Source organism: Streptomyces tateyamensis (assembly GCF_003205575.1).
GTDB classification, from domain to species: Bacteria; Actinomycetota; Actinomycetes; order Streptomycetales; family Streptomycetaceae; genus Kitasatospora; species Kitasatospora tateyamensis.
Map to the genome: position 1 here is coordinate 1 of NZ_PYBW01000068.1, position 22,643 is coordinate 22,643.

Annotated in this window: 18 protein-coding genes and 1 pseudogene; 11 read left to right on the top strand and 8 right to left on the bottom strand. The window is 68.5% G+C overall.

Features of this window, described 5'->3' with window-relative positions; translation table 11 throughout:
* The 3 genes from C7C46_RS37735 to C7C46_RS35115 all read right to left on the bottom strand — a co-directional run.
* Positions 1 to 156, bottom strand: a 156-nt coding sequence (locus C7C46_RS37735) for a transposase (RefSeq protein ID WP_146259135.1), incomplete at its 3' end; no start/stop codon positions are given.
* A gap of 287 nt (positions 157 to 443) precedes the next feature.
* The gene (locus C7C46_RS34350) at positions 444 to 776 is read right to left on the bottom strand and encodes a PCC domain-containing protein (RefSeq protein WP_181442416.1); all 333 of its coding nucleotides are present in this window, start codon (positions 774 to 776) and stop codon (positions 444 to 446) included.
* Positions 767 to 1,615, bottom strand: a complete 849-nt coding sequence (locus C7C46_RS35115; RefSeq protein WP_181442417.1) for a helix-turn-helix domain-containing protein — start codon at positions 1,613 to 1,615, stop codon at positions 767 to 769. The genes C7C46_RS34350 and C7C46_RS35115 overlap by 10 nt, the downstream gene beginning before the upstream one ends.
* 158 nt (positions 1,616 to 1,773) lie before the next feature.
* On the opposite strand from C7C46_RS35115, the gene C7C46_RS18980 reads away from it, so the two are divergent.
* Both C7C46_RS18980 and C7C46_RS18985 read left to right on the top strand, forming a co-directional pair.
* On the top strand, positions 1,774 to 1,974 hold the full coding sequence (locus tag C7C46_RS18980; RefSeq protein ID WP_110671054.1) for a hypothetical protein: 201 nt from the start codon (positions 1,774 to 1,776) through the stop codon (positions 1,972 to 1,974).
* Positions 1,971 to 2,219 carry a hypothetical protein gene (locus C7C46_RS18985; protein ID WP_110671055.1) on the top strand — a complete coding sequence of 83 codons (249 nt, stop codon included), beginning with the start codon at positions 1,971 to 1,973 and terminating at the stop codon, positions 2,217 to 2,219. Before C7C46_RS18980 ends, C7C46_RS18985 begins: the two co-directional genes overlap by 4 nt.
* 107 nt (positions 2,220 to 2,326) lie before the next feature.
* Here the strand turns inward: C7C46_RS18985 and C7C46_RS18990 are convergent, their stop codons facing one another.
* Positions 2,327 to 2,995, bottom strand: a complete 669-nt coding sequence (locus C7C46_RS18990; protein WP_245984517.1) for a hypothetical protein — start codon at positions 2,993 to 2,995, stop codon at positions 2,327 to 2,329.
* A gap of 113 nt (positions 2,996 to 3,108) precedes the next feature.
* Between C7C46_RS18990 and C7C46_RS18995 the strand changes: the two genes are divergently transcribed.
* A complete protein-coding gene (locus tag C7C46_RS18995; protein ID WP_110671056.1) occupies positions 3,109 to 4,929 on the top strand; it encodes an NHL domain-containing thioredoxin family protein in 1,821 nt (606 codons plus the stop codon).
* Positions 4,930 to 4,983: 54 nt separating this feature from the next.
* Here the strand turns inward: C7C46_RS18995 and C7C46_RS19000 are convergent, their stop codons facing one another.
* Positions 4,984 to 6,288, bottom strand: a complete 1,305-nt coding sequence (locus tag C7C46_RS19000) for a M18 family aminopeptidase (protein ID WP_110671057.1) — start codon at positions 6,286 to 6,288, stop codon at positions 4,984 to 4,986.
* Positions 6,289 to 6,477: 189 nt separating this feature from the next.
* Positions 6,478 to 8,307 carry an acyl-CoA dehydrogenase gene (locus C7C46_RS19005; RefSeq protein WP_110671058.1) on the bottom strand — a complete coding sequence of 610 codons (1,830 nt, stop codon included), beginning with the start codon at positions 8,305 to 8,307 and terminating at the stop codon, positions 6,478 to 6,480.
* Between the two features lie 207 nt (positions 8,308 to 8,514).
* Between C7C46_RS19005 and C7C46_RS19010 the strand changes: the two genes are divergently transcribed.
* The 4 genes and pseudogenes from C7C46_RS19010 (at position 8,515) to C7C46_RS19025 (ending at position 11,480) form a co-directional block, all read left to right on the top strand.
* Positions 8,515 to 9,054: an SseB family protein gene (locus C7C46_RS19010; protein WP_425470096.1), complete on the top strand. Its 540-nt coding sequence runs from the start codon at positions 8,515 to 8,517 to the stop codon at positions 9,052 to 9,054.
* Positions 9,055 to 9,201: 147 nt separating this feature from the next.
* Positions 9,202 to 9,429: pseudogene (locus C7C46_RS19015) on the top strand (pirin family protein); the annotation flags it as partial.
* 93 nt (positions 9,430 to 9,522) lie between these two features.
* On the top strand, positions 9,523 to 10,488 hold the full coding sequence (locus C7C46_RS19020) for a pirin family protein (RefSeq protein ID WP_110671059.1): 966 nt from the start codon (positions 9,523 to 9,525) through the stop codon (positions 10,486 to 10,488).
* Between the two features lie 146 nt (positions 10,489 to 10,634).
* Positions 10,635 to 11,480 carry a PE-PGRS family protein gene (locus C7C46_RS19025; protein ID WP_110671060.1) on the top strand — a complete coding sequence of 282 codons (846 nt, stop codon included), beginning with the start codon at positions 10,635 to 10,637 and terminating at the stop codon, positions 11,478 to 11,480.
* On the opposite strand, the gene C7C46_RS19030 is transcribed toward C7C46_RS19025, so the two are convergent.
* Together C7C46_RS19030 and C7C46_RS19035 are read right to left on the bottom strand one after the other, a co-directional pair.
* On the bottom strand, positions 11,410 to 12,690 hold the full coding sequence (locus C7C46_RS19030) for a hypothetical protein (RefSeq protein WP_245984519.1): 1,281 nt from the start codon (positions 12,688 to 12,690) through the stop codon (positions 11,410 to 11,412). The genes C7C46_RS19025 and C7C46_RS19030 overlap by 71 nt on opposite strands.
* Before the next feature lie 447 nt (positions 12,691 to 13,137).
* Positions 13,138 to 13,626 carry a FliH/SctL family protein gene (locus tag C7C46_RS19035; protein ID WP_245984521.1) on the bottom strand — a complete coding sequence of 163 codons (489 nt, stop codon included), beginning with the start codon at positions 13,624 to 13,626 and terminating at the stop codon, positions 13,138 to 13,140.
* A 198-nt stretch (positions 13,627 to 13,824) separates the two neighbouring features.
* On the opposite strand from C7C46_RS19035, the gene C7C46_RS19040 reads away from it, so the two are divergent.
* From C7C46_RS19040 to C7C46_RS35120, 4 genes are read left to right on the top strand one after another with little or no spacing between them, the layout of a single operon-like run.
* Entirely contained in the window at positions 13,825 to 15,084 is a 1,260-nt protein-coding gene (locus tag C7C46_RS19040; RefSeq protein WP_110671062.1) for a helix-turn-helix domain-containing protein, read from the top strand.
* A 60-nt stretch (positions 15,085 to 15,144) separates the two neighbouring features.
* Positions 15,145 to 16,392 carry a restriction endonuclease-related protein gene (locus tag C7C46_RS19045; RefSeq protein ID WP_110671063.1) on the top strand — a complete coding sequence of 416 codons (1,248 nt, stop codon included), beginning with the start codon at positions 15,145 to 15,147 and terminating at the stop codon, positions 16,390 to 16,392.
* Positions 16,389 to 19,697, top strand: coding sequence for a hypothetical protein (locus C7C46_RS19050; protein WP_110671064.1), 3,309 nt, complete (start codon positions 16,389 to 16,391; stop codon positions 19,695 to 19,697). Before C7C46_RS19045 ends, C7C46_RS19050 begins: the two co-directional genes overlap by 4 nt.
* 52 nt (positions 19,698 to 19,749) lie before the next feature.
* Positions 19,750 to 22,599: an RNaseH domain-containing protein gene (locus tag C7C46_RS35120; RefSeq protein WP_181442418.1), complete on the top strand. Its 2,850-nt coding sequence runs from the start codon at positions 19,750 to 19,752 to the stop codon at positions 22,597 to 22,599.
* Positions 22,600 to 22,643 lie beyond the last annotated feature (44 nt).

The following is a 22,643-nucleotide window of genomic DNA, read 5'->3' on the forward strand; positions in this document are numbered from 1 at the left end:
GCGCTCAGGGACGTCCCGCCGTGGACTCCCGGTCCGGAAACGCCACATCACCGCATCGAGCTGTCGGCGCAGGTCGGGGATCGGCCCACGCTCGCCCAGCGGCAGGAGCGGCTCCACCAACTCCCATTCGGCATCACTCAGATCACCACGCGTCACACCGCAGTTCTACCGGGCCGCGACCGCCCGGCGTCAGCGAACCACTAAACCGTGATCTGAACTCGGAACAGGCCCTAGGGGGCACGGGGGGCGTATGTATCTCTGGTCGCTCACGCAAGGGGGACCCGGCCCCCATGCCCGCGCACGTCGCCGCGAATTAGAGGGTGGGGGGTATCGCCCGCCCTGCCCGCCGCCCCTGCCCGAGCACACCACGGCCCCCTCGCCAGAGCCCAGTGATCGGGGTGGCGACGGGGGCCGTCCCCTGCACAAAGGGTTGTGTGCGACGCTCAAAGCTGTTGGACGTACACATGAAGGCTGTACGGCCCGCCGACCTCTGCCGCGTTCAGGTGGCCCGCCACGGCCTGTCCACCGTCTAGGCCGCACGTCACGTGGATATTCACCACGCCGTCGCGGATCTCGCCGTTCCCGGCCACCTCGGCCAGGCGGCCGGAGGTCAGTACTGCCTCCCTGGGGTTGTCGGCCTTCATGTTCGAGACCGTGAACGACCGTGCCGCGCCGACGACCGAGACGACGGCGGCGTTCGTGATGCCACGTTCATTGGCGATGGCCGTCAGCGCCTCTATCGCGTCGCCCTTGTCACCAAGGATGATCAGCTCCACGGTCGTTCTCCGTTCAGTCCCAAGCCGATGGCCCGCAGGTTCTCCCTGCTGGACTCCGTACGCAGGGCCCCAACGAGCAGGGCCCTGGCAGCCCCTGAGCCGCCCTCGACAGCCTCTCCCAGGAACACCGCCGCACACCAGCGGTTCGATGGGTCGTGGGGGTCGTGGAGCAGCTGACCGAGGCTGCGGATCTCAGCCGGCGGAGCGGCGAGCGCCGTGTACTGCGATGCGTCGGGCCAGGAGAGCCCGAAGGCTCGCCGAGTGAAGCAACGCATGCAGCGCCGACGGGTTTCCTCGTCACGCCCCATGGACTGCTCGGCCCGCTCGACCAGGTCCGATTGGTGGGTCTTGAACAGCGTGCTCTGGGCGTTGCCACGGAGCATCGAGGTGGAGCCGTCGTCCAGCCAGCGGACCAGCCGGCGCTTCGTTCCCTGATCCCGGTCAGCCAGGTTCGCCATCGCGACCGAGAAGTCGTACGGGCCGATGCTGCGGGACAGCCACGATTCGTCCCCTCCCGCCACCGAGGCCAGCATGTCCAGCAGTTCTGCCCTTCGCGGGCCGGGAACGGCAACTCCGTGCGCGGACCGGGCGGTTCGGCGCTGCTCCCGTGTGGCGTGCGCTTCCTTTTCGAGATCAGCCCGGGGGACTCCGAGCGCCAGGGCCAGCAGCCCGACCCAGTACTTCCCCGGGATCACCCGCCCTGTCTCCCAGCGCTTCACCTGGTCACGGCCGGGCGTCCCCTCGGGATTGCCCGACAGCTCGCAGAGCAGGGCGGCGAGTTGCGCTTGGGTGCGCTTCTGCGCCAGCCGGAGATCACGAATCACGTCACCGATCACCACCCGCCCAGGATGCCCCCCAACATGCCCCCGCCTGGCCGAAACGGCGCCGGTAGACCAGTAGTCGAACCGATCGACTGACGCGAAGGAGTCTGCCGTGCAGAGCCACGCGAGGCGGGGCATGTCCGCCTTCCTCGATGAGTGCCGGGTGGTGACCCGAGATGGCGCCTAGCGAGTGCCCCGAGTGCGTCAGCCTCGCCCGTGAGCTGCGAGCGGCCGAGGCCACGTTCCGCCCGAAGGTACCCGGCGGCCGGTACACCCCGGACGGGTCGGCGCTGACGGACGCGCGGGTGAAGATCCGGCAGCACGCCCAGGTGTGCCCAACGGCCCCCGTGCCCGCGAAGATCTCGGGGGCACTGTGAGCGCCCCGGAACGCGACGCCTACATGCCTGCCCACCGGCAGTGTGAGCCCGCCCGGGAGCCGTCCGAGGAGCAAGCCGAGCCGGAGGCCGACGGCCCCGAGTTGGAGCCCGCCGAGTCGGAGACCATGCGCCTGCTGCGGGAGCGGACGCGCGAGCTGAACGAGATGCGGCGCTCCAACCGGCTGCGCGGGTCCGTGTTCACCGGTCCTCCCACTCGCTGGAACTGGGTCCCGGGCAGTTCCTGAACCCCCGTGCCGGGCCGTGGAACGGATACCAGCAGGGCCGAGCCCGTCCATGCGTCGTCCCCGTGGCGTGTGGGCGGGGCTCCTGGCTTCTTCAGAAGCTCTGCCCGTCAACCACGAACCTGATGCACCACACGGTGGCGGATGTACTCGTCCGGATGCGATCGCGCGATCACCACTGCCGTCTCAACGAGGTCGTGCAGTCCTGCCGGGTACGCCGACGGCCACAGCGGAAGCCCCGGAAGGATGCAGCGCCGAACGTCCAAGTGCTCGTTGCTCACGAACTCTCGGAGCGCCGCCTCGTTCCACTCGCGAACCAGAACGGACCCGTCCTCGGCCTCCGGCTGGCCTTGGATATCTGAACCCTCTGCCCTGACTTTGGAGAGCCGAAGCGGCAGGGCCGACCAGTACCACGCTCGCGCAGCGCCCGCCCGCTCCGGGTCGGTGCCCGTCCGCAGGTAGTCGAGCAGCGCGGAGCGGACGCGTCGGTACCCGAACGCATTCAACACCGGCTCGACGAACTGACGGTTGAAGCTCGGGTTCGAGTCGTAGACCGCCGCCGCCATGAGCACCCCGAAGGAAGGCTCGGACAACACCAGCTCCTGGCGGCATGCCTCACGCAGAGCACGGCGCACTCGGTGCCCCCACTCCCACGCATCATCAGCGGCCGAGTCGGAGGCAACATCGAGCCCGAGCGTCTGGACCACATCCGCCAGGCACCGCAGGAACAGCTGTTGCCCGTCCTCCGTGCGCCCCGGCAGCGCCATGAACACCTGCACGGCGCTCTCCGCGCCCCCCGCAGTCGTTTCGTTCCCGTCCACAGCCATCTGCCCCTCCCATGTCACAGATCCACTCGGAATGCTTCCACAGCACGATGGGGTTGGATGAGGACATGTCTTCTCGTGCACGCGTACGCGCCCCCGAGCTGGTCGGCGCAGGCGGATGGATCAACACCGGCGGCAAGGAACTAAGTCTGGCGGACCTCCGAGGTCGCATTTTGGTCCTAGACTTCTGGACCTTCTGCTGCATCAACTGCCTCCACGTGCTCGACGAGTTGCGCGAGCTGGAGGAGAAGCACCGGGACACCGTGGTGATCGTCGGGGTGCACTCGCCGAAGTTCGTGCACGAGGCGGAGCACCAGGCCGTGGTGGACGCGGTGGCGCGGTACGAGGTGGCGCACCCGGTGCTGGACGATCCGAAGCTGGTGACCTGGAAGCAGTACGCGGTGCGTGCCTGGCCGACGCTGGTGGTGATCGACCCCGAGGGGTACGTGGTCGCCCAGCACGCAGGCGAGGGGCACGCGCACGCGATCGCGCGGCTGGTCGAGGAGCTGGAGGCGGAGCACGGCGCCAAGGGCACGCTGCGGCGCGGCGACGGGCCGTACGTGCCGCCGGAGCCGGTGGCCGGGGCGTTGAAGTTCCCCGGCAAGGCGGTGCGGCTGCCCGGCGGCGGGTACCTGGTGGCCGACTCGGGCCACCACTCGCTGGTCGAGTTGGCCGAGGACGGCGAGAGCGTGGTGCGCCGGATCGGCGACGGGGAGCGCGGCCTGATGGACGGCGCTGCGCCCCGGTTCAGCGAGCCGCAGGGCCTGGCCCTGGTCCCGGCCGGCCTGGAGCTCGGCTACGACGTGGTGGTGGCCGACACCGTCAACCACGCGCTGCGCGGGGTGCGCCTGGCCGACGGCGTGGTGACCACGCTGGCCGGCACCGGCCGCCAGTGGTGGCAGGGCTCGCCCACCGCGGGGCCGGCCCGCGAGGTGGACCTCTCCTCCCCCTGGGACGTGGCCTTCTTCGACGGCCGGGTGTGGATCGCGATGGCCGGGGTGCACCAGCTGTGGGCCTTCGACCCGGCCACCGGCACGGTGGGGGTGGCGGCCGGCACCACCAACGAGGGCCTGGTCGACGGCCCGGCGGCCGAGGCCTGGTTCGCCCAGCCGTCCGGGCTCGCCGTCTCCGCGGACGGCGAGAAGCTCTGGGTGGCGGACAGCGAGACCTCGGCGGTCCGCTGGGTTTCACGTGAAACCAAGCACGTGCACACCGCGGTCGGCACCGGCCTGTTCGACTTCGGCCACCGGGACGGCGCGGCCGAGCAGGCGCTGCTCCAACACCCGCTGGGCGTGACGGTGCTGCCGGACGGCTCGGTGGCGATCGCCGACACCTACAACCACGCGCTGCGCCGCTTCGACCCGGCGACCGGCCAGGTCAGCACGCTCGCCACCGACCTGCGCGAGCCCAGCGGCGCGGTGCTGGCCGGCGAGGACATCGTGGTGGTGGAGTCGGCCCGGCACCAGCTGACCAGGCTGCGGCTGCCCGAGGAGGCGGTGGCCGTCGAGTCGGTGGCGCACCGCACCCAGCGCGCCGCCACCGAGGTTGCCCCGGGCGCGCTGCAGCTGGACGTGGTCTTCACCGCGCCCGCCGGCCAGAAGCTGGACGAGCGGTACGGCCCGTCCACCCGGCTGCTGGTCAGCTCGACCCCGCCGGAGCTGCTGCTGGCCGGGGCCGGCCCGGACAGTGCGCTCTCGCGCGAGCTGGTGCTCAACCCGGAGCTGACCGAGGGCGTGCTGCACGTCTCGGCGATGGCCGCCTCCTGCGACGACGACCCGGCGATCGAGTACCCGGCCTGCCACGTGCACCAGCAGGACTGGGGCGTGCCGGTGCGGCTGGTGACCGGCGCGGCCAGCCGGCTGCCGCTGGTGCTGGCGGGGATGGAGTAGTGGCGGGGCGTCAGGGCCGGTACCGGTGCGGCTGGTTCCGGCCCTGACGCGGCATCAGCCCTCCAGGAACGACTTGATCGCCGAGGCCAGCAGGTACGGGTCCTCGGCGCCGCACAGCTCGCGCGCCGAGTGCATGGAGAGCGCGGCGATCCCGCAGTCCACCGTGGTGATGCCGAGCCGGGCCGCGGTGATCGGGCCGATCGTGGTGCCGCAGGGCATCGCGTTGTTGGAGACGAAGGCCTGCCACGGCACCCCGGCCCGCTCGCAGGCGGCGGCGAAGACCGCCCGGCCGACCCCGTCGGTGGCGTACCGGTTGTTGACGTTGACCTTGAGGATCGGGCCGCCGTTGGGCACCGGGTGGTGGCCCGGCTCGTGCCGCTCGGAGTAGTTGGGGTGCACCGCGTGGCCCATGTCGGAGGAGAGGCAGATGGTGCCTGCCAGCGCGCGGGCCCGGTCCTCCTCGCTCCCGCCGCGGCTGTGGACGCTGCGCTCCAGCACCCGGCCGAGCAGCGGCCCCTGGGCGCCGGTGTCCGACTCGCTGCCGGTCTCCTCGTGGTCGAAGGCGGCCAGCACCGGGATGTACGGCAGCTGGTCGCCGCCCTCGGTGACGGCGGCGGCCAGCGCCGCGGTGGCGGCGTGCACCGACAGCAGGTTGTCCAGCCGGGGGCCGGCCAGCAGCTCGCGGTCCCGACCCAGGTAGGACGGCGGCTGGACGTCATGGGTCATCAGATCCCAGCCCAGGACGTCGGCCGCGGCTACGCCGGCCCGCTCGGATACGTAGCCGATCAGGCCCCCCTCGTCCACCGGACCCAGACCCCAGATGGGAGTCAGGTGGCGCTGCTTGTCCAGTTTCAGACCGTCGTTCACCTGTCGGTCCAGGTGGATGGCCAGCTGCGGGACCCGCAGCAGCGGCTCGTCGAGCTGGACCAGCCTGGTCGACCCGTCGCGCAGCACCAGCCGACCGGACAGACCCAGGTCCCGGTCCAGCCAGGTGTTCAGCGGCACCCCGCCGTAGATCTCCACCGCCACCTGGCGCCACCCCGCCGAGCCGGTGTCCGGCACCGGCTTGACCCGCAGGTTCGGCGAGTCGGTGTGGGTGCCGACCACCCGGAACGGGGTGGCGGCCACCGCGCCCGCGGGCACGTACCAGGCGATCAGCGCGCCGCCGCGCACGACGTACTTGCCGCCGGTCGTCCCCTCCCAGGCGTCGGCCTCGGCGACCTGCCGGAAGCCCGCCTTCTCCAGCCGCTCCGCCGCCCCGGCGACCGCGTGGTAGGGCGAAGGGGCGGCCGCCAGATAGGCGATCAGATCGTCGGTGTGGGTCCGGTCGAAGAAGACCGGGCGGTCGGCGGTCGACATGCTGCTCCTGGGTCGAGGGATAGCGGAGAGCCGGTGGGGAAGAGGCCTCCCACCCGAGCATATGCCCGTACACCGACAGGACGGTTACTACTTCGTCTCGCTACCGCTGTACCCGAAAAACACCGTGGGGCCCGCGAACTGCGGGCCCCACGGTGCTGAGGGTGGGTCAGGCGGTCAGGGTCGAGCCGCTCAGAACGCGTCCTCGGCGAGCTCCATGACGTCGAGGTCGATGCCCTCGGCGATCAGGCGCTGGCTGGAGACGGCGGGCAGGATGTTGCGGGCGAAGAACCGGGCGCCGGCCACCTTGCCCTGGTAGAAGGCGAGGTCCTTGCCGGTGGCGCCAGCGTCGATCTTGGCCTGCGCGACGACGGCCTGACGCAGCAGCAGCCAGCCGACCACCACGTCGCCGGAGACCATCAGCAGGCGGGTGGCGTTCAGGCCCACCTTGTACATGTTCTTGACGTCCTGCTCGACCGCGGAGAGGTCGGCCAGCATCTTGCCGACGATCGCCTCCAGGTCGCCGGCCGCGGTGGCCAGGAAGTCGCGCTCGGCGGCCAGCGCCTCGCCGCCCTCGCCGGCCGCGAGGAACTTCTGGATCTGCTCGGAGACCGCGGTCAGCGCCTGGCCGCCGTCCTTGACGATCTTGCGGAAGAAGAAGTCCTGGCCCTGGATCGCAGTGGTGCCCTCGTACAGGGTGTCGATCTTGGCGTCACGGATGTACTGCTCGATCGGGTACTCCTGCAGGTACCCGGAGCCGCCGAAGGTCTGCAGCGACTGGGCCAGCTGCTCGTAGGAGCGCTCCGAGCCGTAGCCCTTGACGATCGGCAGCAGCAGGTCGTTGAGGCGCTCGGCGGCCTCGTCCTTCTCGCCGCGCAGGCGGGCCGCGGTCATGTCGTCCTGCACCGAGGCGGTGTAGAGGACCAGCGCGCGCATGCCCTCGGCGTAGGCCTTCTGGGTCAGCAGCGAGCGGCGCACGTCCGGGTGGTGGGTGATGGTGACCCGCGGCGCGGTCTTGTCCAGGAAGTTGGCGATGTCGGCGCCCTGCACGCGCTCCTTGGCGTACTCCAGCGCGTTCAGGTAGCCGGTGGACAGGGTCGCGATGGCCTTCGTGCCGACCATCATCCGGGCGAACTCGATGATCTTGAACATCTGGCGGATGCCGTCGATCTTCTCGCCGACCAGCCAGCCCTTGGCGGGGTGCTTGGCGCCGAAGGTCATCTCGCAGGTGTTCGAGGCCTTCAGGCCCATCTTGTGCTCGACGTTGGTGGCGTAGACGCCGTTGCGCTCGCCCAGCTCGCCGGTCTCCCAGTCGAAGTCGAACTTCGGCACGATGTAGAGGCCGAGGCCCTTGGTGCCCGGCTTGCCGCCCTCGGGGCGGGCCAGCACCAGGTGGATGATGTTCTCGGACATGTCGTGCTCGCCCGAGGTGATGAAGCGCTTGACGCCCTCGATGTGCCAGGAGCCGTCCTCCTGCTTGATCGCCTTGGTGCGGCCGGCGCCCACGTCGGAGCCCGCGTCGGGCTCGGTGAGGACCATGGTCGCGCCCCACAGGCGGTCGGTCATCCGCTGGGCGACCTTGAGCTGCTCCTCGGTGCCCTCCTCGGCGATGACGCCGGCGAAGGCCGGGCCGGAGGAGTACATCCAGATGGCCGGGTTGGAGCCGAGGATCTGCTCGGCGAAGCCCCAGATCAGCGAGTTCGGGGTGACCTGGCCGCCGATCGACTCCGGGATGCCCAGGCGCCACCACTCGGCGTCCATGAAGGTCTGGTAGCTCTTGCGGAAGCTGGCCGGGACCGGGGCGGTGTTGGTCTCCGGGTCGAAGACCGGCGGGTTGCGGTCGGCGTCCACGAAGGAGGCGGCCAGGTCGTTCTCGGCCAGCCGGGAGATCTCGCTGAGGATGTTCTTCGCGGTCTCGACGTCCATGTCGGCGAACGGACCGGTGCCGTACACCTGGTCGCGACCGAACACCTCGAAGAGGTTGAACTCCACGTCCCGCAGGTTGGACTTGTAGTGACCCATGACCGTTTCTCCGGTTCGTCGCTTCCGGGTTGCGCTTCTCACGCCCCTACCCGCCAGTACACATCATGATGCTACCGGTTAGTAACTTCTTCAAGCCTCTCGGCGTTAATCCCGCGTGAACGTAGTCACGTCCGCACAGCGCCACCCGGGCCGCTCTTGTCCGGATCGGCCGCCGCGCAAGCACTCCGGGCCCGCTAGCCTGTCCGTGTGTACGGCTACGAGCAGCAGAGCGCGAGCGGCTACCCGGGCGACCCCTACCAGCAGGCGGGGCCGCAGGGCATGTACGGGCAGCAGCAACAGGCCTACGGCGCCCAGCCGGGCCCCGGCATGGGCGCGGGCTACGCCGAGCAGCAGCCCGGTGCCGGCCAGTCGCTCTACCCCGAGCCCTCGCCGCCCTCGCTGGCGGACGCGGTGCGCGCCTTCACCACCGGCTCGATGCCGGTGGAGGACTTCCAGGCCATCTTCATCACCTCCAAGGTGCACTGCCCGCGCGGCGACCGCCCGGGCTTCCTGGCCCTGCACAACACTCCCACCCCGGTGATCCCGATGTTCAGCTCGCTCAAGGAGCTGCGCCGGTACGCGGGGAAGGAGTCCAAGTACTTCACCGTCTCCGGCGCCGAGGTGCTGGACCTGCTGCCGACCGGCTACGGCTTCGCGCTGGACATGGAGGGCGAGCACCGGATGGTGTTCGACGCCAGGGCGGTGGAGCAGATGGTGGACTTCACCATGCGCCGGATGTACGGCTGACCCCCAGGTCGGCGTGACCGCCCGCGGCCGCGGGAAGGGATCAGCCCCGCCTGCTCCGCCTATTGTTCAATCTTCAACTTGCTTCTGGTTGAAAGTTGGACTAATCTTGCGTTCGTAGGCCACGACCCCACGATCCAGGAGGCCGACATGCCCGCCGTGACCGTTGAGAACCCGCTGATCCTGCCGCGCATCGCGGCTCCCGCCGAAGGCTCCGAGGCGCGCCCGGTGCTGGCCGTCGCCACCGCGCCCGAGGGCTTCGAGGGCGAGGGCTTCCCGGTCCGCCGGGCCTTCGCCAAGGTCAACCAGAAGTTCCTCGACCCGTTCATCATGATGGACCAGATGGGCGAGGTGGACTACGCGGCCGGCGAGCCGAAAAGCTAGTCCAGTTGGGGGACTAGTCGCAAGAGAGCTCTGACCTGCAGAGACGCAGGACGAACATCGCATTCCAACCCAACTGAGGAGGCCGGCATGCCTGCCGTGACCGTTGAGAACCCGCTGATCCTGCCGCGCATCGCGGCCCCCGCCGAGGGCTCCGTCGCCCGCCCCGTTCTGGCCGTCTCGACTGCCCCCGAGGGGTTCGAGGGTGAAGGCTTCCCCGTCCGCCGCGCCTTCGCCAAGATCAACCAGAAGTACCTCGACCCCTTCATCATGATGGACCAGATGGGCGAGGTGGACTATCAGGCTGGTGAGCCGAAGGGGACTCCCTGGCATCCGCACCGGGGCTTCGAGACTGTCACGTACATCATCGACGGCACCTTCATCCACCAGGACTCGCACGGCGGCGGCGGGGTGATCACCGACGGCGACACCCAGTGGATGACCGCCGGCTCTGGGCTGCTGCACATCGAGACCCCGCCGGAGTCCCTGGTGATGTCCGGCGGCCTCTTCCACGGGCTGCAGCTCTGGGTCAACCTGCCCGCCGCCGACAAGATGATCGCGCCCAAGTACCAGGACATCCGCGGCACCAGCGTCAAGCTGCTGGCCTCCTCGGACGGCGGCGCGCTGGTCCGGCTGATTGCCGGCGACATCGACGGCCACCAGGGCCCCGGTGCCACCCACACCCCAATCACGATGATCCACGTGTCGGTGAACCCGGGCGCCCAGGTCACCCTGCCGTGGCGGGCTGACTTCAACGCGCTGGCCTACGGGCTGGCCGGCAGCGGCTCGGCCAGCGAGGAGCGGCGGCCGTTCCACATGGGCCAGGCCGTGGTCTTCGGCGAGGGCGACTCCCTCACCATCCGCGCGGACGAGCGGCAGGACTCCCGCAGCGCCAACTTCGAGCTGGTGCTGCTCGGCGGCCTTCCGATCCGCGAGCCGGTCGCCCACTACGGCCCGTTCGTGATGAACAGCCACCGCGAGCTCCAGCAGGCCTTGGAGGACTTCCAGGCCGGCCGACTCGGCACCATCCCAGCCGACACCAACCTGGGACGCTGACGGGCACAGCGGCGATGGCCCGGACCGGTAACGGTCCGGGCCATCGCATGTCCGGTTCAGAACGTCGGCAGCCGCGCTGCGGCCCAACCACAACGAACACAGGGAAGTGGTAGCGGCGAGCTACCCTGACCTGGCTCAATAGCAGGATGGAGATCGGCGAGAACTGGGCGTACCGCTCCCAGCCCAAGATGCTCGGCAGTGTGATCCGCCGTGTAGAGATCGTCCGGGTCGGCGGCCCGCGCCGGGCCGCTCAGGTGCACATCAGATTCCTCGAAGGCGAGGACGCCGGCCTGCAGGACTGGGTTGCCCCTGCCTCCCTGGTCGCGCTGTGGGACGACGTCGCAGTCTTCCAGAGCGACGATGCTGCTGAACTGGCGCTGGTCGAGGCATCCCGGCACGTGCGGAAGACTGCCGAGTTCGAGACCGCCCGAATGGTTCTCGGCTTCGTCCGTCCCAAGAGCCATCTACGGCTGCGCACGACTGCGGCCGATGCCGGCGTGCTGGAGCTCACGGCTCTCGATGCCACCGCTGACCGACTCGGGCTCGATGCAGCTGAGCTGCGTGCCGACCCGATGGTCCATGAGAACCGCACCGGCCTGATCCTGGCGGGTTGGCCGGTCACCGAGCGAATCGCCCGGCGAGCCGCAGAGGTCCTGGCCGAGGAGATCCTCCCGGAGGTCGAGCGCCGGCAGGAGGCTCTCGACCAGGAACGTACTCAGCCCTCATGGCAGTCGTGGAACCGTCGTCGCGACGAACGGAAGCTGCAGGCGGAGGACGAGCTGCTGCGGACCGTTCGCGAGTGGTGCGGTCAGGAGCGGGTGGAGCGGTTCGACGAGTTGCTCGCGCTGCGGGCCGAGGTCGAGCGGCTCGGCACGATCGTCGAACGGGCGCTGAAGGCGCTGCGCGACCGGGGGCACGGCGTCATCGCCTCCACCATTGAGCGCGACCTTGGGGTCCGTATCTCCAGCCTTGGCCCTGAGGTGCGGCGCTGACGTCGCGCCACGGGTCGGTCTGCTGCCGCGGCTGGACGGGCTCGGCGGGCGGTGCCTCCTTCTCCGGCCGATGCGGGCTCCACCCGTTGAGGAACGGCCGGAGCGCGTCGGCCGTAGGCTCGGTCTCGAAGGCTTCGACACCGAGACCGCTTCCGAGCGCCGTCGGGTCGATCCTGTCCGCCTCCGCTCTGCCCCAAGCGGCCCACTCGCGGAACCTCCGCACCTCGCCCTCGTTGCCGGTCCGGCTTGCGGCTTCGTCCAGTGCCGCACAGAATTCCCGGATTTCCCGCGCCCCCTGCCACCGTTCCAGCGCCGACCCGAACCTCTCAAGGCGTGATGCCTCGACGGCCTTGGCGCCAGCCGCAGCGACTGCAGCCTCCCAGTCCCGCTGCTTGCGTGCCTTCTCCTCGGCCGCCAAGCGCTGCCGCTCGGCCTCCGCCCTCTCCCGCTCCTCCCGCAGCCGACGTTGCTCGGCTTCGCGCTCCAGCTGGAGGCGCTCCTGTTCCTCGGCGCGCGCCTTCAGCTTCCGGAAGAGCGAGCTGATCTGCTCCTCCACCGACCGCTTCGGAGTGTCGGCGCAGTCGGTCTTCCAACCACCGCCGTATCCGTAACCACCCTGGGGCGACTCGACGACCTGGAGGTCGAGTTCACCGGACGGCTCGGACCGGTAAGCAGGAGTCACCCTCTGCCAGTCGTACGTCTTGCGCCGTCCCGTGGCCTGGGGCACGTACTTGACGTGCTTCTGCCGCTCCTTGAAGCTCAACTCCCATGTTCTGCCGTGGACGGAGAGGAGCGGCCGCGGCTGCTTCCGCTTCTTCAAGATCGCCACGTCACCATGGCGCGACAGCGCCTCCTGCGCGATGAGACGGACGATCAACAGCACGCGAGGGAGTACCTCCTCGGAGACCTCGAAGGCGCTGTGATCGGCTTCCAGTGCTGCGACCACAGCGTCCACGTCCGTGATGACCCGGCTGCGTTGCAGTCGAATCCGGTTCCACTCGGTCTCATCCAGGCCGTTGTCGCGGAGCAGGCCAAGGTAGAAGTCGCCCTTCTCCCGGCCGCTGTACTTCAGCTGGTAGCCCTCGGGTGCACACGTGCGCGCCGCGTCGAACGCGCGGCGCAACCTCGCCCGTTCATCCGGCGACGGATCGGGGATCGTCAGGAAGCGCCCCGCCTGCTGGACTCGCTCGATCAGTGCCGGACCGCTCACGGTCCTGGACTCCTTCGGCTGCTGCCGAATCGCTGGTGCTCGGGTGCCGGCCTTGTCGCCCAGCTGGTCTACGGGCCTGCTCTGTGGTACCGGGTCGGCAGGGGAACGGGCCACGGTCTTTGGCTTCGGGGCCGGGCGGTCCGGGTGATGCCCATGCTCCAGGTAGAAGCGGCCAGCATCGGTGATCTCAGCCCGCCATTTCACCCCCACAGCCTTCGGCATGCTGATGAGTCCGCGCTCCTTCAGAGCGCGGGCGCTATGGGCGAGTTCAGACTCGCCCGAGGTGACCGGGCTCCCGTCCCCGCCGATGCGAGTCAGAAGCGAGAGCTGACGCTCATTGAGTGGCGACCAACGAAGCATGCTGCCGTCGTACCCCACCAGAACGAGCTGAGACAAGCGGCGTCGGACCGAACCTCACGTCATGCGCGCAGGACTCGGACCGCTTGCCTACGCCTGGTCGGCCACCGGCGCGCGGCCAATGATCACCGAGAGGTCGCCTCGGTACGTCGTGCCCAACGCGGTAACCACTCCGATCGTCGGGCCTGGTCCGTCCTTCAAGCGGCTCACGTAGTTCTCCGGAATCCGTACGCGGTCTCCGACCTCGAGTGGCTCGCCTCCACGCCAGCGATACGCGTATCGGCCGACCTGCACGACCTGATCGCCATCCAAGTCGTAGATCCGGGTCGCATCGTCGAGTTGCTGCTCCAACTCCTTAACCCGCCGTTCCAGCCACTCGATCTTGAGCTTAGCTGAGGCGGCTCCGGACTTGCTGCCTTGCTCGTAGCCTTCGCGCCATCCTCGTTGATGCGCTTCTGCCACCGCACGATCTTCGGCGGTCGCGTGCGTACCGCACGCCCTGTCGGAGCCGAATATTCGGTTCCGACAGGGCGTGCCAGCGCGAGTCGGCCGACCACAGGTCTGCTCATCGTTGCTCATTGCACTGCCCCTCTCGAGCTGTGTGTACGGCCGCACAGCAGTTGGATCTGTGCTACCACCGCATCCGAGGGTAACCATTGAGGGCGAGTGGCCAACAGCGCATTCGCATCGGCCCTTTCCGGCCTCGCTGACAGACCTGACTGCCCATCACTCGGACGCAGTCTTGCGATGAAGTCTTCATTCGACTTCTATTGATCTATGCCCCTGCCGCTGCGTCCGATCGACCCAGCACGATTGCTAGCCCGACGTGTCGAGATGGGGCTAAGCCGTGCTGCGCTGGCCAAACGGGCTGGGGTATCCCCTCGGATGATCTTCTTCTACGAGGAGGGCTGTCATACGCCGACACCGGCGCGCTTGGAGCAGCTCGCCGCGGCCCTCAGCTGTCAGGTGGATGACCTGACCGGGGCTCAGCGCGGACAGGAGACCCTGATCGATCTGAGGTATGCCGCTGGGCTGACGCTGGAACGGGTCGCCGAGCTTCTGCGGGCGTCGGTGGCAGGCCGTGAATTGTCTGTCTCGGCGCCCAAGATCTCTTCACTGGAGAAGGGGCTGCAGGTCCAGGGGCGGCACTGGCAGGACCCCGAGGTGACCGGGCGGCTTCTTGCACCCCTGGCGAAGGCGTACGGAGTCCCGGTGCGGATGGTCCTGGACGCTTGGATGCGCACGAGACCCGACGAGCCGGCTCCAACCTTGGCCACCAACCGGAAGCAGGAGCCTTCACGGGCGGCCTTGGCAACGTGGGAGTCGCTGAATGAACGCCAGCAGGTATACCTGGGCGAGATCATGCGGGACGACCGCATGACGGAAACCGAGATGTGGATGCGCCGGGTCCAGCGGCTGCCTGTGTCGAAGGCGGCCGAGTGGCGAAAGTTGCCGCTGACGCTCAAGGCGCCGCCTTCTCTTGTCGGGTACACCCGGTTGCAGGAAAGGCTACGCCAGCATGGTGTGCACGACCCGGGGGCCGGGCAGACGGTGCACGCGCTGGAGCGGCGAGGTCTGCTGGTGGTCACTGAGGATTCGGTCGAGCACCCTGCTACCGGAGAGGTCGGCCGGGTACTGGTGGAGATCACCCGACGAGGCCGTGCGGCTGCGCGAGCGGGGCTTGGCGAACCGAGGGAGCCGGACCCTGCGGCCCATCTGCTGTCGGAGTGGCTCTGGGGGGTCCTGGCGCGTGTCGCAGCCGCAGAGCCTGCCGGGCTGGAGGACGACCAGTTGGCCGGCCGCTCACTGTTCTTCATCGGTGTGGGCTATCGAGGCAAGGCCGGAGGACAACCGAGCCGCGGCCTGGTGGACTCGGTGCCCGTTATGGCCCTCGGTGGAACGCATGTCGCTGAGTACCGCTGGCGGCTGACCCAGCTCGGTCGGCGTCACGTGGTGGAGTACCTCAATGTCTACCGGGAGCTCTATCCGCGCGTCGATACCACAGGGCTCGACATGTTTGCGAACGAGATGCCGTAAGTGAGCCCTATTTCTTCTCGGGTGGCGTGTTTGTCATAGGCGCCCCGTACGCTCCGGACCGTGACGAGTCCCATGGACGAAGGTGCGCAGGCGCTCGACGACGACCGGGTCCGCTACCTGGTGACCCGCGCTGCGCTGCGCGCTGCGAAGGCGATGACCGCGCCGGGCCTGGAACCTCAGCAGCGCCTGACCACCTTGATGGAGTGCCACGGCATGCTGCACGCGGCACGCGGCCCGGGTAGGCCCCTTGCCTTCGGAGAGTTCAGACGTGCGCTCAGAGGGGACCTGGCGGTCCTGCTGCCCGAGGGCGTCAGGCCACTGGACCTGGGCGGGATGCTGGTCGTCGACCAGGACGGACAGGTCACCGAGGACGCCTTCGACCTCGATCTTGAGCAGCAGATGCTGCTGCACACGCTGCGCAAGCTCGACACGTTCGCCGGTGTCGTCAGCGACCGGGACCTCCAGTCGGAGATCGACCAGGAGACGGCCTTCACGCTGCTGCGCAAGCAGGGTGAGCAAGCCGTGTACGAGGCCGGTCGCAAGGATCTGATCCGTTACCCCGCAGGACCCGTCGACCAACTATGCGAGCTGCGGCTGCCACCGTTGGTCGCAGACTTCTATCGGGAGATTCCCTTCGACTCCGTCTATCGGGGTTGGTGGTTCCCGTGCCCCGTCTGCAGATGGCCGATGCGGGTCGTCGTCCGGAAGAACGCGGGAACCTCCATAGGAGCCGCGCGCTGCTGGCACACACCCCACGTGGACATGGGGGCCTCCTACCTCTTCCGGCTGCCGGCAGACGGCAGTGCACCAGAGTTACTGCCGGAGCCCGCACCGCCTCGTCCAGAAGGTCGTGAGGCGGTCCTCTATCCGGATCTCGGAGAAGTCCCGCAGGCTCTGCCCGCAGAGGGCCACAAGGCCATCACCCGAGGCATCTGGCGCTACACGACTGTTCCCGGTCTGCCCGAACTGGCCTTGTACGACCGGCTGACGGAGCGCGGGCTGAGGGTCTCGCTGTGGCCGGGCTTGGATGCCTACGACCTGCTGATCGAGGTCGGCCCGAAACGGGGCAAGAAGACGACGTTCAAGGTCGACGTCAAGGACTACACCTCGGCCACAGTCCTGGGGAGCCTCGTCCATGCCCAGGAGGGTGACCGGGGCGGCGCCGATTGGCTGGTGGTGCCGGACTACCGGGCCCGCCAGGTCCCCCTGCTGTCGGGGGTGTGTGCGAAGTACGGGGACATGCAGGTCGCGACCGCCTCCGAGTTCGGCGAGTTGGTCTGCGAGAAGGCTGGGGTGAGCTGGACATGAGTGACCTGCCCATCGAGGAAACCGCGGTATGCGCCGCGCTGGCTCTCGCCAGCCGCTACTTCCCGTTGGCGGTCGACGGCGACTCTCGGACCGCCGCTCCCTTCGCCGAGGCAGCGTTCCTGCTCTCGGGTACGTACCAGGCGTGGGACCGCTGGAAGATGCTGCCTCATGAGGAGAAGCAGCGGATCGCCATGGTCTGCTCCATCGCGCCGGGTGAACTCGCCAACGTTCGGAAGTTCTCGGTAGCAGCGCGTTCCCTGCTGGTGGGGCTGAACGGGGAAGCTCCAGGGGACGCATCGGTCATGGCCCCCTTCGAGACTGTGGGCGACAACCCCTTCACGGCCGATGCCGCGTTCCCACGTCTCGGAGGTGATCCGCTCGGCTATGTCGACCGCTTGACTGCCCGTTTCCGGCGCCCGAGCGCACGGCCGAGACCTCCGGAGTTCGCCGGCCCCGGCACGTGGTTCACCGGGGAGATCTTCGTCAAGGACGTGGGCCAGATCCACGGGCGCCTGACGATCCCCACCTACCCCCAGTTCGCCGAAGCGCTCAGCCACGACAGCCTCCCCCACGTCTCGACCGTCCCGTACCTGGCCGACCTCCGTATCCCCACGTCCGAACTGCTCGACCTCGCCGAGCAGATCGACCAGCGCTACCCCGAAGGCAAGCGCTACCTGCGTCACACCCTCGGGCAGCTCTTCGACGCGCTGCAGACCACGGACACCATGTCCCCCGCCGAAGCCCTCGCGCTGACCGCTGGCGGGATGGAGATCTTCAACGCGCCGACCGGCACCGGCAAGAGCGTGATGGTCCGCGTGATGGCCGCCTGGTTCGCCGCCCGCAACCTGCGCGTCACGATCGTCCTGCCGGACATTAAGGCGTGCCTTGCCATGACCTGGAACGTGCGCGAGGACCTGGTCCACCTTCACCGGTCCAAGGTCATCGAACACGAGGCCACGTGCGCACACTTGATGTCGTCGTCCGGCATGCACGACCGTGCACTCAAGCTCGCCTCTCTGATCAACGAGGACCCGGACGCGCCCGGCGAGTGGGGCCAACGCGCCGAACGCGACGTCGATCCCCTGGCATACGGATGCGCCCTGAAGACGTTCCTGGAAGCCACCGGGGACTATCCGCCTGGGCGCGAGCCGTGCCTGTCGCTGCACCGGCAGGGTGTCGGGGCTGCGGCCTGCCCCTGGATCCCGACCTGCGGCAGGTACGCTCCCGTGTACGAGGCGGCGGACGCCAACGTCGTCATCATGAACCACTACGTGTTCATGCAAGGCAACCTACGGATCGGCGTCAACCTCGACGGTCGGCCCGTACGCGGCATGACCGCAGCCGAGTTCGCACTGCGGACCTGCCACGCTGTTCTCATCGACGAGGTCGACCAGTTCCAGTCCCGGGCCGTCGACAAGTGCGCGAGCGAGATCATCCTTCACTCCCGCCGGCACTGGTCGGCCGCGCCGCAGGAGATGGACACCGACGCCAAGCGGCTACGCATCGACGACGAGCACAACCTATTGCCCGCTGTCAGCCACGTCCGTCTCATGGCCGAGTTCCTCCTGCTCAGCATCTGCAAGAACGCGCTCAGCCTGCACGCCACAGAGGACGACCGGGCCCAGGAGCGCATCCCCGACCAGACCAGTACCCGCTGGCACCTGGCACGCGGGCGTGACCGTACCCTCCTCCGGCTTCTGTGGTCGCCAACAGAGACGGGCGACGGTGCAGACATCCCGGCTGAACTCTTCCATCAGCTCAACGCCCTCATGCCTAACCGCTATCAGCGCCGCGATCCGCTCAGCCGACAGGCGAGTCTGCTCGACGCCGACTGGCATGACGTCAGGGAGGCGCTCAGCGCGCTGGTGGCGCCTCGCGGCGAGCACCTGCTGGACGCCGTCAAGATCGAACTTCACGGCCTGCTCGAGCCCAGCGTCAAGGACCCGCACAGGCGAGCTCAGGCGGTCAACCTGCTCGTCACCCGGACCGCGATGATCGAGTTGGACGAGGCGTTGTCCGCCCTCCAGGAGAAGGCCCACGACTACCGATCCTCCGGTCTGCGTTCAGCCCAGAAGATCGTGGAGAACCTGCAGGCCACTGCCGTCTCCGCCGTTCTCCCGCTCGGCATGCTGGGGCAAGCTATCACCGGCTACCGAGTCACCGGACTCGACGACAAGGAGAAGAACGCGGCCCTGGTCGCCCAGACCATCGCCGGTGACCCACACACCTTCACCGCCGAGCTGGGTGGGATCGTGTCCCTCATCCTGGCAGGCGTCGAACGGCCGGTGATGGGGCTGTCGGCCACCGCCTACTTCCCCCAGGCGGTTCGAGAGCACCTCCACGCCCCGGTGCGCTGGTGGATGACCGACGCCCAGGCCAAGTCCATCCGGGCCAGGAAGCACCGCATCGACTACGGCGAAGGCCACCCCCTGTTCGGCGAACCGATCAAGGTCTCCGGCACCCACCCCAGCCGCAAGAAGGACGCGCTTATCGAGCTCGGCGGCAACCTGTACGACCAGTACATCCACCGCGAACTCGAACGGACCGCCGCCAAGGACCCGGATCGGGCACACGTCCTGGTCGTCGCCAACTCCTACCAGCAGTGCGCGTGGCTCGCCCGCGGCATCGCTCGGGCCGGGCAGTACGACGGCGGACTGTGCCTGGCCGTCCGCGCGGAGAACCGGCACGGTGCCGACCCCGAACTGCCCAGGGAGACCGTGGCCGTACGCCTGACCGCTGAGGAGTTCGAGGACTTCCCCAACCACGGCAAAATCCTCGTTGTACCGCTGTCGCTCATCGCCCGCGGGCTCAACATCGTCAAGGGCACCCGCTCAGCAGTCCGATCCGTCTACCTGTGCGTGCGCCCCCTCGCGCTGCTCAACGAACCCGCCGAGATGTACGGCAGCATCAACGCCGCCGGACTGCGGGCTCTGCCGGCCGGCGGCGCCCCCGACCCGTCGCAGGCCCTGGCCGGCGCCCGCGAGGCGGCATGGGACCGCCTGGCGCTCCTCCTGCGAACCGCCCCACAGTTCACGGCGATGCACAAGTCCCTCCAGGAGGAAGTCGTCGCTGGCATGATCGTCGACCTCATCCAGCTCGCCGGTCGCGCCCGTCGCGGCGGCACTGAAGCCGTGCTGCACATGGTCGACTACGCCTTCCACGAGGACACCTGGAGCGCCGACCTGGAGACCGTCCTCCGGCGTATCCACTCCCAGTGGCCACCCGACGTGCGACGACGCATGAATGACCTGTACGGAGAGGCACTCAACGCCTTCCTCTCCTACGCCGGCATTGAACCCCACTGACCCTGGGCACCCGGGCAACTGACGAGACTCACAAGAGAGAAGAAGAGACCACGTGACCGAGCAGGACCCCGCACCGGGCGACCAGGACCGCGCACCCGGCAAGTACCTCAACGCCCTTGCCTTCCGCTGCACCCCCGAGCTGGTCGGCAACGCCGTTGTCTACGTGCGGCACTTCGACGAAGCGACCTGGAAGCTCTGGGACGACTTCGACCACCTGTGCAAGAAGAAGTTCAACAACGATTCGGCCCAGGCCCCCTACTCCATCGCCACCACCGTCCTGAGCATGATGAGCGGCGGCTACGTCTACTTCGACCCGGACCGCCGCGCCCCGTTCCTCGCCTCACTCCACCCGGTCGACAGCAAGCTGCTCCGCCGCGTCTTCACCCTCACCTACTATCTGGCCCTCGGTCAGGACGTCAGCACGATCGACATCACCGCAGCACCCGAACTGGCCAAGCGGATCGCCGACACCCCGGAGAGCTCGCACCTGCTGGCCGAGTACCTCCAGCCCACCGGCAACACCCAACCCAGTGCTCCCAACTGGCTCTTCAGCACGGTCGCCTGGGAGCTATCCCGCCGCTTCGCCGCTGAGCCCTGGGCACTCTCCGACAGTAAGTCCATCCAACTTCGGGCGGACACCACAGGCGGCCTGGTCGCCTTCGACGAGCCCTGGCAGAACGAACAGGGAGGCCGCTTCGCCCTCTCCCGGACCGCGCTGAAGCTGAAGACCCTGCCCAACGTCGCCAACCCCGTGCTGCTGCTAAGTTCCCGGGTGACCCGCATCTCCTCCTCCCTGGTCTTCTCCACCACCGCCCTCGCGGAACAGCCCGGCCCGGACCACCCGCTGCTGGAGGTCAAGCTCAACGGCCGCGGTGGCGCCCGCACCATCAACCGCCTCGCTCTCCAGGCCCTCGGCCGACTGGAGATGGACTACTCGATCCTGCGCACCATCGACGAACGTTCGAAGCGGGAGCAGAAGCTCCTCGCCGATGCGAAGGAAAAGAAGGAAGTAGCCCGCTTCCCGCGCGAGCACCCCGGGAAGGTCTGGCCCATCCTCCCGAAGAACTTCTCCTTCCCCATCGGCACAGGCACCGGCATGCACCACCTTCGGCTCCTGCATCAGCACTTCACCAACGTCTTCGCCGACCAGGCCGAGCCCTTGGAGATGCGCGAGGTGCGGATGAGCCTGCCGCACCGACCCACCGACCCGGAGAACATCTCCAAGCAGGAGTACGAGCGCCGCAAGGCGGAGCGCGAGCAGCATCCGGATCCGAAGACCCTCGGCCCGATCCGCCAGCGGGGCAGCCTCTTCCCCACGCCGGAGTCCATCTTTGCCTCCGTCGACGCTGGCGGCTTCAAGAAGCTGCGTATCGTCTGTCTGTGGTACCGGAACGAAACCCGGCTGCGGATGCTCGACACCTTCTGCAAGACCTTCGGCCTCGCGCCAGAGGGCCTCGACCCGCACGACGGCGACGAGCTCAGCCTGTACGGAGATCAGATCACCGCCGTGTTCCATCAGGCCGGCGACTTTCTCGAACCTGGGCCCGCCGGCGCCCGCAAGGAGGCGCTGGCGGCCACCGGTGCCGCGCTTCGGTCCCAGGACGGGGTGCTTGTCAGTGCCTGGTGCGAGACCGAGATCCCCGCAGCCGCCCATACCAACGGCGGTGATGAGACGAGCCCCGACGACCTCGACGCCAAGCCCCAGACCAGGAAGATCCTCGCTGATCTCGGAGTCCCGACCCAGTACCTCCGAGGCAAGGACGAGAAGGGTGTCATCAAGCCCAAGGCGAAGGACCACCCCGCCGAGATGGCCCTCCTCGACCTCTATCGCTCGCTCGGCGTCATCGACGACCGCATCGCCAATGCCCTTCAGCCCGAGAAGGCGGGCTATCCGGTCGACCGCATCGCCCACGTCGGCATCCACGTAAGGCAGCAGAACAGGCGCAAGGGAGAGTTCGGCCAGCCCAAGGTGGTCATCACCGCCTCGGCCCTCGTGCCCCCAGAGGTTGCCGGTGGCACCTGGACGATGCTCGGTTGGAGCTCCACCCGGCCTGTGTGGCAGCCCTATCGCCTGGCACAGCCGGCCTTCCACGCCAGCGCCTACCCCGAGGGCACCGGCGACAAGAAGACCTACCGGCAGCGCTGGGACGACGCGGCCGAGACCGTCGAGCGCGCTCTCGCCGACCTGGCCGAGGAACTGGACGGCACCCCGTACGTCGTCACCGTGGACGAGCTTGCCTCCCGACGGATGTGGGACGGGCTGCAAAACATGCGTCTCGGCAGCTCTCCCGAGAAGCGCAACAGCCGCTACTGGCTTCCCGGCAGCACCCTGAGCCGTGACGAGCGGCCCCAGGCCGTCATCCGTATCAACATCAGCGACGAGGAGGTGCCGCAACCGGTCAGCACGACCCGGATTGCCAAGGCCAAGGGCGGCGACCCTGTGGAACAGGACACCGCGACCACGCTCTATCAGGTCACCACGGACTTCGGCACCCCGGTGTGGATCTTCTGCAACGTGCCACGCGCCTTCGATGGGGACGGCGCAGGCCGGCTGGGATCCAAGTACACCCGATGGGACGCGAAGCCCTCCGTCTTCTCCGACAAGAAGGAGGAGCGACGCAAGGGTGAGATGCCCCAGAACTGGTACTCCATGACGGCCAACGAGATCTACCCGCTCGCGTGCGCCGAGGGCGTCTCCGAGGAGGCTCTCGCCATCACCACGGCGAAGCTCTCCCACCAGGCCCAGTTCTGGGACGGACGCTCCCGCTTCCCCCTCCCCCTGCACGCCGCGAAGCAGATGGACCTCGACCACCCGCAGTACCGGCGCACTGCCGCGCCAGAAGAGAAGCCGATCGAGGAACCCGGCGCCGACAACGCATCGGCTGAGGAAGCTGAGGCGTAGGACCAGGTGCAGTGAGCTGTTGGGGGCGGTTTCGCGAAGTCCTG